Annotated in this window: 12 protein-coding genes; 5 read left to right on the forward strand and 7 right to left on the reverse strand. The window is 65.6% G+C overall.

Translation table 11 applies throughout. The features are described 5' to 3' along the window. Positions 1-262: 262 nt before the first annotated feature. Positions 263-1,201, forward strand: a complete 939-nt coding sequence (locus tag ACI2JH_RS14445) for a carbohydrate kinase family protein (protein WP_101098908.1) — start codon at positions 263-265, stop codon at positions 1,199-1,201. 85 nt (positions 1,202-1,286) lie between these two features. Here ACI2JH_RS14445 and ACI2JH_RS14450 read toward each other — a convergent pair whose 3' ends face one another. From ACI2JH_RS14450 to ACI2JH_RS14460, 3 genes are all read right to left on the reverse strand, one after another. Next, entirely contained in the window at positions 1,287-1,910 is a 624-nt protein-coding gene (locus ACI2JH_RS14450; RefSeq protein ID WP_404736551.1) for an HAD family hydrolase, read from the reverse strand. Further along, positions 1,907-2,635: a hypothetical protein gene (locus ACI2JH_RS14455; protein WP_404736552.1), complete on the reverse strand. Its 729-nt coding sequence runs from the start codon at positions 2,633-2,635 to the stop codon at positions 1,907-1,909. The genes ACI2JH_RS14450 and ACI2JH_RS14455 overlap by 4 nt, the downstream gene beginning before the upstream one ends. A gap of 176 nt (positions 2,636-2,811) precedes the next feature. Further along, complete coding sequence (locus ACI2JH_RS14460; protein ID WP_404736553.1) at positions 2,812-3,867, reverse strand: MBL fold metallo-hydrolase; 1,056 nt, start codon at positions 3,865-3,867, stop codon at positions 2,812-2,814. Positions 3,868-3,997: 130 nt separating this feature from the next. Between ACI2JH_RS14460 and ACI2JH_RS14465 the strand changes: the two genes are divergently transcribed. Continuing rightward, complete coding sequence (locus ACI2JH_RS14465; protein ID WP_404736554.1) at positions 3,998-4,621, forward strand: TetR/AcrR family transcriptional regulator; 624 nt, start codon at positions 3,998-4,000, stop codon at positions 4,619-4,621. Positions 4,622-4,871: 250 nt separating this feature from the next. Here the strand turns inward: ACI2JH_RS14465 and ACI2JH_RS14470 are convergent, their stop codons facing one another. Together ACI2JH_RS14470 and ubiE are read right to left on the reverse strand one after the other, a co-directional pair. Then, positions 4,872-6,803: a M1 family metallopeptidase gene (locus tag ACI2JH_RS14470; protein ID WP_404736555.1), complete on the reverse strand. Its 1,932-nt coding sequence runs from the start codon at positions 6,801-6,803 to the stop codon at positions 4,872-4,874. Between the two features lie 184 nt (positions 6,804-6,987). Next, the gene (ubiE, locus tag ACI2JH_RS14475) at positions 6,988-7,749 is read right to left on the reverse strand and encodes a bifunctional demethylmenaquinone methyltransferase/2-methoxy-6-polyprenyl-1,4-benzoquinol methylase UbiE (RefSeq protein WP_101098903.1); all 762 of its coding nucleotides are present in this window, start codon (positions 7,747-7,749) and stop codon (positions 6,988-6,990) included. A gap of 76 nt (positions 7,750-7,825) precedes the next feature. Between ubiE and ACI2JH_RS14480 the strand changes: the two genes are divergently transcribed. From ACI2JH_RS14480 to ACI2JH_RS14490, 3 genes are all read left to right on the forward strand, one after another. Beyond that, positions 7,826-8,278, forward strand: a complete 453-nt coding sequence (locus ACI2JH_RS14480) for a nucleoside deaminase (protein WP_101098902.1) — start codon at positions 7,826-7,828, stop codon at positions 8,276-8,278. 172 nt (positions 8,279-8,450) lie between these two features. After that, entirely contained in the window at positions 8,451-8,777 is a 327-nt protein-coding gene (locus tag ACI2JH_RS14485) for a hypothetical protein (protein WP_042615015.1), read from the forward strand. Positions 8,778-8,870: 93 nt separating this feature from the next. Continuing rightward, a complete protein-coding gene (locus ACI2JH_RS14490; protein WP_404736556.1) occupies positions 8,871-9,281 on the forward strand; it encodes a low affinity iron permease family protein in 411 nt (136 codons plus the stop codon). 146 nt (positions 9,282-9,427) lie between these two features. On the opposite strand, the gene ACI2JH_RS14495 is transcribed toward ACI2JH_RS14490, so the two are convergent. Together ACI2JH_RS14495 and smeE are read right to left on the reverse strand one after the other, a co-directional pair. Next, positions 9,428-10,816: an efflux transporter outer membrane subunit gene (locus tag ACI2JH_RS14495; protein ID WP_319277293.1), complete on the reverse strand. Its 1,389-nt coding sequence runs from the start codon at positions 10,814-10,816 to the stop codon at positions 9,428-9,430. Further along, positions 10,813-13,959 carry a multidrug efflux RND transporter permease subunit SmeE gene (smeE, locus tag ACI2JH_RS14500; protein WP_404736557.1) on the reverse strand — a complete coding sequence of 1,049 codons (3,147 nt, stop codon included), beginning with the start codon at positions 13,957-13,959 and terminating at the stop codon, positions 10,813-10,815. The genes ACI2JH_RS14495 and smeE overlap by 4 nt, the downstream gene beginning before the upstream one ends. Between the last annotated feature and the right edge of the window lie 4 nt (positions 13,960-13,963).

The following is a 13,963-nucleotide window of genomic DNA, read 5'->3' on the forward strand; positions in this document are numbered from 1 at the left end:
TCCAGCCGGACCCGCGTATTCACTAGCTTTCGGCACGATTGGTACAGGTTGGGCGGCGATCCCGCCCGCCAGCGGCACCGCGCCCCGGCCGGCGTGCCCGATACCCGTCCCGGCACCGGTCCATGACAGTCCCGGCACAGCCCGGCGCTACCCTTCGGCGGCGCCAGCCGGTAACCTTTGCGCCGTCGGGCGCCCATGGGCGCCGTTTGCTTGCCCACCGCCGCGGCCAGCACTCCACTCATTCCCGCATAGGCTTACATCGATGTCCGCTTTGATCTGTGGTTCTCTTGCCTTTGACACCATCATGGTGTTCCCGGACCAGTTCAAGAACCACATCCTGCCGGACAAAGTGCACATCCTGAACGTCTCGTTCCTGGTGCCGCGCATGCGTCGCGAGTTCGGCGGCTGCGCCGGCAACATCGCCTACAACCTGCACCTGCTGGGCGGCCACCCGATCCCGATGGGCACGGTGGGCACCGATTTCGGCCCGTACCGCGAGCATTTCGATGCACTGGGCATCGACCTTTCGCGCGTGCGCGTGATCGAAGAACTGTTCACCCCGCAGGCCTTCATCACCACCGACCACGACAACAACCAGATCACCGCCTTCCACCCGGGCGCGATGATGCGTTCGTATGAAAACCACGTGCGCGACGTACCGGGCGTGAGCCTTGGCCTGGTCGGTCCGGACGGCCGCGAAGGCATGATCCAGAACGCACTGGAATTCCACGAGGACGGCGTTCCCTTCATCTTCGATCCCGGCCAGGCGATGCCGCTGTTCAATGGCCCGGAGCTGCGCACTTTCATCGAACAGGCCGACTACGTGGTGGTCAACGACTACGAGTCCAACCTCCTGCAGGAGCGCACCGGCTGGGACGAGAAGGAAATCGTCAGCCGGGTGCAGGCGTACATCACCACCCGCGGTCCGAAGGGTGCGGTCATCCACACCCCGGAGAAAAGCTACGACATTCCGCCGGCGCACGAGCGCCGCGTAGTCGACCCCACCGGCTGTGGCGATGCGTTCCGCGCCGGCCTGATCTACGGCATCCAGAAGGGCTTCGACTGGCTGACCATCGGCCGCATGGGCAACCTGATGGGCGCGCTGAAGGTCGAGCACCCGGGCACCCAGAACCAGCGCTTCACCTTCGATGAGTTCAACGAACAGTTCAAGCAGCAGTTCGGTTACGCACTGAACGTCTGACCGCGCAGGGTGGTAGCACCGAGCCATCTCGGCGGAATGCCCGAAGCGCCGCTGCGCTCGCCGAGCATGGCTCGGCGCTACCGCGTCACCTTTCCAGCGCGGCCTGCAACGCGCGGCAATCGGCGAAGCGCCAATCGGCCATGCCGGGCCACGGATCACCGGGCGTATTGACCAGCACGGTATGCGTGCCGGCGGCACGCCCTGCGGCCAGGTCCATCCGATGGTCACCCACCATCACCGCCTGCGTGGCGGCGATGCCCCACCGCTCCAGGAAATAATGCAGGCCATCCGGTGCCGGCTTCGGGGCGACCTCGTCGCGACCGATGATGTCCGCATCCTGGAAAAGATCGCCCAGCCCGATCGCATCCAGGGTCAGCTTGGCCACCGCGTGGTCGTTGCGGGTCAGGATGCCCAGCCTGCTTCCCTGCCCGGCCAGCGCGCGCAGCAGATCCACGGCACCCTCCGCCGCTACGGCGGCCTCGGCCAGCACGCGCTCGTGCTCGAACAACCACGCACGTTTGGCATGGGCTTCATCGGCCGGCAGCGCCGCCAGGTGGGCGATGATGTCTTCGTCCATGGCGATGTCCAGCGCGCGCTTGATGGCCGGGAAGTCGTGCACCGCGACGGTCAGCGTGCCATCCATGTCGAATACCCAGTGCCGCAGTCCGTCCAGTCCCGGCTGTACAGCCGGCACCGCGCGCGCACTCATTTCCATGGCATCTGGCTGGCATCCACGCCGCCGGTTTCGAACACCACGGTGCGCGTGCCACCGGCCTTCACCGGAAACTCGATGCTGATCGCCTGTGCCTGCCGCGCCAGCTTCCACAGCGCCGCGTGGTCGGTGATGAACATGGCGATCGCCTCGTCCGTATCCGGGCGCCACGCGGCCATCGCGCGCGGCTTGCCGCCGTCCACGCTCACCTGCACCCGGCAGCCGCCGGGACAGCGGAAATCGCCTGCCTGCAGCACCAGATAGGCGTGCTGTTTCCACTGCGGATGGTCGCGGAACACCAACTGCACCGGCTTTGGACCGCTGCCGTCGACATCCACGCGCTCCTTGCCGTAAATCGACGCGGAGCGCTGGGTTCCCTTGGTGCCAACCGGGATCTGGTTGTACTGCCACAGGCCCTGCATGCGGCGCAGGTTGCGCGCCTGGTCCGACTGCGCCTTGACGTCGGCAAAGCCCGGTTCGATCCGCGCCGCCGCTGCGGTGCCCTTGTAGATGTCCAGCAGCGAGCCGCCATGCATGCGGGCACGCTCCCAGTCCTTGGCCGCCACGGAGGTGTCGTACTGCCGGGCTACCTCGTCGGCCTTGGCTTCCTTCTGCGCCTGCACGGCCGCTTCGGCTGCCTGCTGCGCCTGGCGTTCGGCTTCGGGATCGCTGCAGGCGGCCAGGGACAATGCGCAGGCAGCGGCGAGGATCAGGTGTTTCATCGCGGATTCCGGGGTGATGGCGTGGCTATACAGTACCTGCCAAGAGCGTGACGACCAACGGTCGTCACCCACCAAGACCAACGGTCGTCACCCACCAAGACCAACCGTCGTCACCCACCACGACCAAAGGTCACCCACCACGACCAAGCGTCGTCACCCACCACGGGGCACGGTCGTTACCGGGAAGGGGCCGTGGCCTCGCCAACCTGGCGCCACCAGTGCGTGGAGGGCGCGGGGGCGCCGATATCCAGCGGTTCGCCCATCTGCGGGGCGGTCAGGGTGACGCCGCGTTCGGCCGCCAGCGCAGTGATGCGCTCGAAGGGTTCGGTCCACGGATGCAGGGCCAGATCGAAGGTGCCGTTGTGGATGGGCATCATCACCGCTCCACGTACGTCCAAGTGGGCCTGCAGGCTCTGCTCGGGCTGCATGTGCACGTCCGGCCACTGCGCATCGTAGGCGCCGGTCTCGATCATGGTCAGGTCGAACGGGCCGTAGCGCTCGCCGATGCGGGCAAAGCCATCGAAGTAGCCAGTGTCACCGCTGAAGAAGATGCGGGTATGCCCGGTGTCGATCACCCACGAGGCCCACAGCGTGCGGTTGCCGTCGGCCAGGGTGCGCCCGGAAAAATGCTGGGCCGGGGTCGCGACGATCTTCAGGCCTTCCACGCGGGTGTCCTGCCACCAGTCCAACTGCACCACCTTCGCCACCGGCACGCCCCACCCGATCAAACGGTCACCCACGCCGAGCGCGGTGACGAAGTGCTGCACCTTCGGCGCGAGCGCGAGGATGGCTGCGTGGTCCAGGTGATCGTAGTGGTCGTGGGAGATGATCACGCCGGTGATGGACGGCAGTTCGTCGATGCTCAACGGCGGGGCGTGGAAGCGCTTCGGGCCCATGAAAGACATCGGCGAGGCACGCTCGGCGAACACCGGGTCGGTCAGCCAGAAATGGCCGTCCAGCTTCATCAGCATCGTCGAGTGCCCCAGCCGCCACAGGCTGTCATCGGGCGCTTCGAGCAGGGCCTGGCGGGTCAGCGCCTGCACCGGGATCGGCGCCAGCGGACTGGCATCGGCCGGCTTGTCGAACAGGAACTTCCACATCACGCCCAGCGTGCCGACGAAGCCGAGCGCGCTCTTGCCGACGGGATTGTGGAAGCGCCCGTCGCCGAACTGCGGCGACTGGTCATAGGCGGCAGCCGGGCGGGCACCGCAGGTCAACAGGCCAATGGACATGGGGATCAACACCGTAGAAAGAAGGAGAAGGCGCGGCAGGCGGCGGGTCATTCGGGCTTGCCCTTAAAAGTACACTGGCGAGTCTATTTCCATTTCAGGAAAAGTAAACTGAACGGTGTAAAATAGCCCGATGAGTGCCGATATCCGCCCTACCCGCCAGACCGACCGCAAGCGCGCCGCGATCCTGTCCGCCGCCGTTGCCGAGTTCCGCAGCTTCGGTTTCGCGGCCACCAGCATGGACCGCATCGCCGCTGTTGCGGGAGTTTCAAAGCGTACGGTGTACAACCATTTCGCCAGCAAGGACGAGCTGTTCACCGCCATCCTGTGGCAACTGTGGGAAGCCAGCCAAGCGGTGGAGGCCGTGGCCTACAGCGCGGTGCAGCCGCTGCGGGAGCAGTTGTTGCGGTTCACCCGGCAGAAGATGCGTTTGATGTCCGATGCGAGCTTCATCGACCTGTCGCGGGTGGCGATTGCCGAGCTGGTGCACGCGCCGGAACGGGCCCGGGCGATGATGGACAAGCTGGCGGAGAAAGAAGAAGGGCTGGCGACCTGGATACGCGCGGCGCAGGTCGATGGCCGGCTGGGCGCGGACGTCGCGCCGGGCGAAGCGGCGCATCAACTGCAGGGCATGCTGAAGGCTTTCGCGTTCTGGCCGCAGGTGACGATGGGCCAGGCACCGCTGGCGCCGGAAGCGCAGCAGCGGCTGATGGAAGACTGTGTGGACATGTTCCTGGCGCTGCACGCAAAGGCGTGACGACACGGGCACGTCGGTAGCGCCGAGCCGTGCTCGGCGAGCGCAGCAGCAGATGCACCGCGTGACGACCAACGGTCGTCACCCACCAGACGCTACGGCGTGACGACCAACGGTCGTCACCCACCAGACGCTACGGCGCGACGACCAACGGTCGTCACCCACCAGCCGCTACGGCGTGACGACCAACGGTCGCCACCCACCAGATGCTACGGCGTGACGGCCAGCGGCCGTCACTACCGGCGCCTGCGGCTTACTTGGCTTCGGCCTTGGACAGCATGTCCTGCACCGAACCGGTGGTGATCGGGTGGTAGCCCGGCTTGGCCTTTTCAAACGCCGCCTTGGCCACTTCCAGACCCTCCGGGGTCTTCACCAGTTCAGCGTAGATCGGCATGATCAGCTTGCGACGGCCGACCCGCTCGATGAACTCGGCGGCCGCCGGCGTGGCCTCCGCATAGCCACTGCGGATGGCCAGCGGGTACCAGCGCATGGCGATTTCACCATTGGGCGTACCGGTGAACTTGAACACCCGATCCAGCGCGGCGAGCTTGTCCAGCGGCTGCGTGGCGCCCAGGCCGTCGATGAAGCGCACCCACTCCTGCGTGCTCCACTCGGCGGTCAACTGGTTGGTCGGCATCTTGCCGGTGCCTTCCCAGGCGATGCGCGCGGTGTCCACGTTGCTGAAGTTGCGCGACTGCGCCTTGGCGGCGAACGCCGGAATGCCCGGCTGCTCCAGCCACGCGGTCAGTTCGGCCTCGGTCACTGCGTTGGGATTCTTCGGCAGCAGGTTCTTCTTGAGGTACTCGACGAACTGGTCGGTATTCGCGCTCTGGAACGCATGGTCGTTGAACCAGCCACGCAGGAAGGGATCGAACACTTCACGACCGAAGCGCTGTTCCAGGAACTCCAGGAACCAGGAACCCTTCACGTAGGCGACCTGGCTCAGCGCTTCGTCCGGGTCACGTTCGTTCAGCGGCGGCAGCGCCAGCGCCTGGTCGGCCGGGCTCATGTCCTTCACTTCGGCCAGCAGGTCGGTCTGGTCGATCTGGCGCTCCATCTCGGCCATTTCCTTGCCGTACAGCGCTTCGGTGATGCGGCCCTGCACGTAGGTGGTGAAGCCTTCGTTGAGCCAGATGTCCTTCCAGCTGGCGTTGGTCACCAGGTTGCCCGACCAGCTGTGCGCCAGTTCGTGGGCGACCAGCGAGACCAGCGACTTGTCGCCGACGATCACGGTCGGAGTTGCGAAGGTCAGGCGCGGGTTTTCCATGCCACCGAACGGGAACGACGGCGGCAGCACCAGCATGTCGTAGCGGCCCCAACGGTACTCGCCGTACAGCTTTTCGGCCGCACCGATCATCTTCTCGGTGTCTTCGAATTCCTTGGCGGCCTTGCCGACCATGGTCGGTTCGGCCCACACGCCGGAGCGGCCGGAGATCGGCTCGAACACCAGGTCACCCGCCGCGATGGCCAGCAGGTAGGACGGGATCGGCTGCGGCATCTTGAAGGTGTAGTCGCCATCACGCGCGGCCTTGGGATCGTTGTCGGCGCTCATCAGCACCATCACGTCCGGGCGGCTGGTGACATGCGCGCTGTAGGTGAAGCGCACGCTCGGCGTGTCCTGCAGCGGCACCCAGGAGCGGGCGTGGATCGCCTGCGACTGGCTGAACATGAAGGGCAGTTTCTTGCCTTCGGTCATCGAGGGCTCAAGCCACTGCAGGCCCGAGGCGGTCGGTGCGGTGTGGTAGCTGATCTCGACCCTGGTCGGCTGCGCCGGCGCTTCGATGGTCAGCTTGCTGCCAAATACCTTGTCCACTGGCGCCAGCACGAAGGGAAGCGCGCTGCGCGCACCATCGGCGGCCAGGGCTTCCACCTTGGCCACGTCGAGCGCGCGGGTGTCCAGCACCAGCTGCTTGGCGTCCTTGTCCTTCCACTCCAGGGTGTAGGTCGCGGTGCCGCCGATCTGCCTGGCGTCGAAGTCCAGCTTCAGGTCCAGCGCGATGTCCTTGACGACGACCTTGTCCGGCTCGGCATAGGAACTTTCGTCGTGGCTGCGGTTTTCGGCCTTCACCGGAGCAGCGGGCGCCTTCTGGGCGGTCGGGGCCGTGGCAGCGGGGGCTGCGGGCTCCTGGGAGCAGCCAGCGGCAATGGCCACGGCCAGCGGAATGAGCAGGAACGGGGTACGCATGAATCGAGACCGTTTCAGGGGTAAACGATGATTTTACCCCCGAAGCGGCCCTGGTAGCGCCGAAGGCAGCGGCAGGAGCGACTGCCAACGTTGCTTGCGACGGCCCGGAGGGTGCCGGTCAGGACGACCGGCATAGCCATGCTCGGCGGATCCCTGACGCCGAGCATGGCTCGGCGCTACCCGCTTACAGCTTGTAGCCCGAATGGATGGAGACGATGCCAGCCGACAGGTTCTTGTAGTGGCAGCGCTCGAAACCGGCCTCGCCCATCATCGCCTTCAGTTCATCCTGCGGCGGATGCTTGCGGATGCTCTCGGCCAGGTACTGGTAGCTGTCCGAATCGCGCGCGAACAGGCGGCCCAGCTTCGGCAGCACCTTGAACGAGTGGAAGTCGTAGATCGGCTTGAACCAGTCCAGCGTGACTTCGGAGAACTCCAGCACGCGGGCCTGACCGCCCACCTTCAGCACGCGATGCATTTCGCGCAGCGCAGCATCCTTGTCGGTCACGTTGCGCAGGCCGAAGGCAATGGTCACCAGGTCGAAGCTTGCATCCGGGAACGGCAGCGCCTCGGCGTTGCACTGCACGTAATCCAACCCGGCCACCAGGCCGCGGTTGGTCAGGCGATCGCGGCCGACCGACAGCATCCCGGCATTGATGTCGCCCACCACGACGGCGCCCTCGGCACCCACCCGCTCTTTCAGCAGGGCGGCGATGTCACCGGTACCACCGGCAAGATCGAGCACGCGGTCACCCGGTTTCACCTGCGCGGTCGCCACGTAGTAGCGCTTCCATACCCGGTGCACGCCCAGGCTCATCAGGTCGTTCATCAGGTCGTAGTTGCGCGCGACCGAGGTGAAGACCTGGCCGACCAGCTTCTGCTTGTCCTTTGCATCGACATCGCGGAAGCCGAAATGGGTAGTTCCGGACTTGTAGGGGGATTCGCTCATGGGCTGATTATCGCACCGCGCGGGGTCGGCGGCACCCCCTGCCCGTATCATGGCTGCCTGACTCACGGAGACCCGCATGATCACCACCCCCGATTACCAGGCCCTGCTGCAGACCGCCATCGCCGAAGCCCGCCAAGGACTGGCAGAAGGGGGGGTGCCGATCGGCGCAGCGCTCTACCACAACGATGGACGCCTGCTCGGCTGTGGCCACAATCGCCGCGTGCAGGAAGGCGACCCATCCGTGCACGGCGAGACCGATGCGTTCCGCAAGGCCGGTCGCCAGCGCGGTTACAAAAACACCATCATGGTCACCACGCTGGCCCCCTGCTGGTACTGCAGCGGGCTGGTGCGGCAGTTCAACATCGGCACCGTGGTGGTGGGCGAATCACGCACCTTCCAGGGCGGCATCGACTGGCTGCGCGAGAGTGGCGTGAACGTCATCGACCTGGACAACCAGGAGTGCGTTGACCTGTTGGGCAACTTCATCGAGCGCCACCCGGAGATCTGGGACGAAGACATCGGCGAGTGAGCTTTTCCTGAATAGTTCAGCGCGCAGGCGGGCAGAACCGACTGAACACGCGCGTGTGGCCCGTCGGAAAACGACTGCGCCACGCTGATTGCACGCAGCAATGACGCTGCGTGCACTGCCTGATAGCGATGATCGGAGCTCCCCCGCCACCCTTCATAAGAAGTCAGAACCCATGCGCGCAGATGCACCCAATGTCCCTCCGGTCATCGACGTGGAGGCAGAGCTGAACTACTGGCGCCAGCGACATGCCGATGGCGCGATGGGTCCGGGATCCTTCGGTCACTTCGTGCCGTGGATCAAGTTCGCCTGTGATTCACTGATCACCCATCCCCGCGCCAGCAACGAACAGCGCGAGGAAGCGTTCCAGACCCAATACGCATTGCAGATCATGCCGCGGCTGACCGAAGCGCAGGCACGCGCGTTCATCGAGCAGGTGTGGGACCACGTCTACGTGTCCAGCATGATCCAAAGCGCCGACCGCCCCCGGCTGATCGCCTGACCGAATGCGAGGCAGCGCCGAGCCACGCTCGGCGAGCGCGGAGTACAGCGCGCATCGACACGACGTACACGTTGGCCGGCGTATTCATCCGGCATGAGCCTCAAGTCCGTTTTCAACACGGTTGCCAAGCGCACCGCCTACGCCACGGGCACGCCGTGGACGTTCATCGCCGCTGTGTCGGTAGTGGTGATCTGGGGTGTGACCGGGCCCTTGTTCGATTTCAATGACACGTGGCAGCTGGTGATCAATACCGGCACCACCATCATCACGTTCCTGATGGTGTTCCTGATCCAGCACACGCAGAACGCCGATACGGCGGCGATGCAGATCAAGCTGGACGAACTCATCCGCGTGACCGCTCACGCCAACAAACAGCTGCTGGACCTGGAAGAGCTGGACGAGGAGCGGTTGGAAGAGATCCGCAGGGAGTACGAGCGCATGGCCCGCGAAGCCGGCGATGCGCTGGAACGCGTGCGCGCGTGCCGTGTGGATGACGATGTCTAGAGCGTGACGACCAACGGTCGTCACTACCAGTATCCGGGGTAGCGCCGAGCCATGCTCGGCGAGCGCAGCGGCAACCGCGTGACGACCAACGGTCGTCACCCACCACGGCCAGGAGCTGACGGCCAGCGGCCGTCACTACTCGAAGCTCAGCTGCGCTCGCGCCAGCCGCCGCCCAGCACCTTGTACAGTGTGATGCGGTTGGCCTGCTGCGCCAGCGCCGTCTGCAGCTGACTCTGCTGCGCGCTGTAGGCGGTGCGCCGCGCATCCAGCAGGGTGACGAAGCTGTCCAGCCCGGCGTCATAGCGCGCCTGCGACAACTGCTCGGCCTGCGTGGCGGCCGCCAGCAGCGCCTGCTGCGAAGCCGCCTGTGCGTCCAGGCTGGTGCTCAACGCCAGTGCATCGGCGGTCTCGCGGAAGCCCACCTGGATCGACTTTTCGTACTCGGCCAGTGCGATGTCACGGTCCGCGTTCGCCACTGCCAATCCCGCCCGCAGCTTGCCGCCCTGGAAGATCGGCAGGCTGATCGTCGGCAGGAAACTCCAGACCCGTGTGCCGCTGTCGAACAGGCCGGACAACTCGCCCGAACTGCTGCCCAGCGTGCCGGTCAGCCGTATGCTGGGGAAAAACGCAGCGCGTGCCGCACCGATGTTGGCATTGCCTGCCAGCAGGGTATGCTCGGCGGCCATGATGTCCGGGCGGCGCAGCAGCACGTCACTGGGCAGGTCGGCCGGTGGGGGCGCCAGCGCCACCAGCTGAAGGTCGTTGTTGCCGGCCGGCAACAGCGCCTCGTCCACCGGGCCACCGATCAGCAGCGCCAGTGCATTGCGGTCCTGCTGCAGCTGGCCACGCAGGCGCGCGGCATCGGTACGTGCGGTTTCCACCAGCGTACGCGTCTGCGCCAGTTCCAGCGCCGAACTTCCACCGCGTTCGAAACGCGCCTGCGCCAGCCGCAGCGAGTCTTCATGGCTGGCCAGGGTCGCCTCGGAAATCCGCAGCAGTTCACTGTCCGCACCGAAGGTGAGCCACGCCGTGGCGGTCTCGGCGACCAGGCTCAGCTGCGCATTGCGACGGTTGGCGGCGATCGCGAAGTATTGCTGCAGGGCCGCTTCGCTGAGGTTGCGCACGCGCCCGAACAGATCCAGCTCGAACTCGGTCACGCCCAGCCCGGCGGTGAACTGTTCGCTCACCGGCATGTCGCCGCCGCTGCGCTCCATCTGGCCCTGTACGTTCAGCGCAGGCACGCGGTCGGCGCGCTGGATGCGGTACTGGCCGCGTGCGCGCTCGACGTTGAGCACGGCCACGCGCAGGTCGCGGTTGTTGGCCAGGGCCTGTTCGATCACCTGTTGCAGGCGCGGGTCGGTGAAGAAATCACGCCAGCCCAGTTCGGCGGCGTCGGTCGGCCGGCCCTGCCCCGCCGCGGCCGGCCACTGCGCGGGAATGGACGGGGCGACGTCAGTCCGGTCCGGGACCAGGGAGGCACAGCCCCCCAGGCTCAGGCTGGCGATCAGCGCCAGCAGCAACGGCGTCTTGTTCATGGGGTATCACTCGACTTTGCTGCGTTGCGCAGCGTGCGGTTGAACAGCTTCTGCACCACCACGAAGAACAGCGGGATGAAGAACACGCCCAGCAGGGTGCCGGCCAGCATGCCGCCCAGCACGCCGGTGCCGATGGCACGCTGCGCACCGGAGCCGGCGCCGGAGGCGATCGCCAGCGGCAGCACGCCCAGGCCGAAGGCCAGCGAGGTCATGATGATCGGACGCAGACGATCGCGTACCGCATGCATCGTCGCTTCGATCAGCCCGGCGCCCTTCTCCAGGTTCTCCTTGGCGAACTCCACGATCAGGATCGCGTTCTTCGATGTCAGGCCCACCGTGGTCAGCATCGCCACCTGGAAGTAGATGTCGCGCTCCAGGCCCATCAGCGTGTTGGCCAGCACCGCACCGAGGATGCCCAGCGGGGCCACCAGCAGCACCGAAGTCGGCACGCTCCAGCTTTCATACAGCGCGGCCAGGCACAGGAACACGATCAGCAGCGACAATGAGTACAGCAGCGGCGTCTGCGAGCCGGCCTGGCGCTCCTGGTAGGACAACGCGGTCCACTCGATTTCATAGCCCGGCGGCAGGTCGCCGGCGATGCGTTCGATCTCGTTCATGGCATCACCCGATGCCACGCCGCTCGCCGGCTCGCCCTGGATCTCCATCGCCGAGACACCGTTGTAACGTTCCAACCGCGGCGAACCGAAGTCCCAACGCTTGGAAGCGAAGGCACTGAACGGCACCATCTCACCGGCGCTGTTCTTCACCGACCACACGTTGAAGTCATCCGGATTCATGCGGAAGTCCGCATCGGACTGCACGTATACGCGCTTGACCCGGCCGCGGTCGATGAAGTCATCGATGTAGCTGCTGCCCCACGCGGTGGCCAGCGTGTTGTTGATCGAGGCCATGTTCAGGCCCAGCGCATTGGCCTTTTCCACATCGACATCGATGCGCAGCTGCGGGGTATCTTCCTGGCCGTTCGGGCGCACGTTGGCCAGCAGCTTGCTCTGCCCGGCCGCACCCAGCATCTGGTTGCGCGCGTTGAGCAGGGCTTCGTGCCCCTGCCCGGTATTGTCCTTCAGGAAGAAGGTGTAACCCGAGCCGATGCCCAGTTCCGGCATCGCCGGCGGCGGGAAGGCGAAGATGAAGGCATCCTTGATCTGGCCCAGCGCGCCCATCGCGCGGCCGGTGATGGCGCCCACGCTCTGTTCGTCGTCGCGGTCCTTCCAGTCCTTCAGCTTGACGAAGGCCATGCCCGCGTTCTGGCCCATGCCGGCGAAGCTGAAGCCCTGCACGGCGAAGATCGATTCGATGGCCTCGCTTTCGTTTTCCAGGAAGTGGTTTTCCAGCTTGGCCATCGCCTCCAGCGTGCGTTCCTGGGTGGCACCGACCGGCGTCTGCACCAGCGCCATCAGGATGCCCTGGTCTTCGTTGGGGAGGAACGAACTGGGCAGGCGCACGAACAGGATGCCCATCACCAGCGCCAGCCCGGCGAAGATGCCCATGAAGCGCCACGGCCGGGCGATGATGCCCTTCACCCCGCGCTGGTACTTCTCGCTGGACCTGTCGAAGCCGCGGTTGAAGCCACCGAAGAAACGACCCGACCAGCCCGTGTGGGCGACGTGGTGTTCGCCCTTCTTCAGCGGCTTGAGCATGGTGGCGCACAGAGCGGGCGTCAGCACGATCGCCACCAGCACCGACAGGCCCATCGCCGAGACGATCGTCGCCGAGAACTGCCGGTAGATCACGCCGGTGGCACCACTCATGAAGGCCATCGGCACGAACACCGCCGACAGCACCAGGCCGATGCCCACCAGCGCACCGGTGATCTGGTCCATCGACTTGCGCGTGGCTTCCAGCGGCGACAGCCCTTCTTCGGCCATGATCCGCTCGACGTTCTCCACCACCACGATGGCGTCGTCGACCAGCAGGCCGATCGCCAGCACCATCGCGAACATGGTCAGCATGTTGATGGAGAAGCCCAGCGCGGCCAGGATGCCGAACGTACCCAGCAGCACCACCGGTACCGCGATGGTGGGGATCAGCGTAGCGCGGAAGTTCTGCAGGAACAGGTACATCACCACGAACACCAGCACGATCGCTTCGATCAGGGTCTTGATCACCCCCTTGATCGAGACCTGCACGAACGGAGTGGTGTCATACGGCACCACCGATTCCAGCCCGGCCGGGAAGGTCGCCTTCATGTCTTCCAGCGCGCTACGCACGCCATTGGCGGTGTCCAGCGCGTTGGCGCCGGTGGCCAGGGTGATGGCGATGCCGGTGGACGGCTTGCCGTTGTAACGGGTGACGAAGTCGTAGCTTTCCGCACCCAGTTCAACGCGGGCTACGTCACCCAGGCGCAGCTCGCTGCCATCGGTGCCGCCACGAACCAGGATGTTGCGGAACTGCTCCGGGGTCTGCAGGCGGTCCTGCGCATTGATGGTGGCATTGAGCTGCTGGCCCTTCACCGACGGCGCACCGCCGAGCTGGCCGATCGCCACCTGGGCGTTCTGCGCGGTGATCGCCGCGGTGACTTCATCCACCGACAGCTTGTAGGTGTGCAGCTTGTTCGGGTCCAGCCAGATGCGCATGGCGTACTTGCCGCCGAACACCTGGATGTTGCCCACGCCGGGCACCCGGCTCAGCGGATCGACGACATTGGACCCGACGAAGTCGGAGATGTCATTGGCATCCATGCTGCCATCGTTGGACACGAAGCCGATCACCTGCAGGAAGCCGCTGCTGGACTTGGCCACGTTGATGCCCTGCCGCTGCACTTCCTGCGGCAGCAGCGGCATGGCCAGCTGCAGCTTGTTCTGTACCTGCACCTGGGCGATGTCCGGGTTGGTACCCGATTCGAAGGTCAGGGTGATGGTGGCCTGGCCGTTGGCCGAGCTGTTGGAGGAGAAGTAGATCAGCCCGTCGAGGCCTTTCATGTTCTGCTCGATGATCTGGGTCACCGAGTCTTCGACCACCTTGGCCGAAGCACCTGGATAGGTCGCGGAGATCTCGACCGCCGGCGGTGCCACTTCCGGGTACATCGACACCGGAAGGTTGATCACCGCCAGTGCACCGGCGAGCATGATGATGATCGCGATCACCCACGCGAAGATGGGTCGATCAATGAAGAAACGTGCCATGGAG

The organism is Stenotrophomonas sp. NPDC078853 (genome assembly GCF_044901215.1).
Taxonomy (GTDB): domain Bacteria; phylum Pseudomonadota; class Gammaproteobacteria; order Xanthomonadales; family Xanthomonadaceae; genus Stenotrophomonas; species Stenotrophomonas lacuserhaii.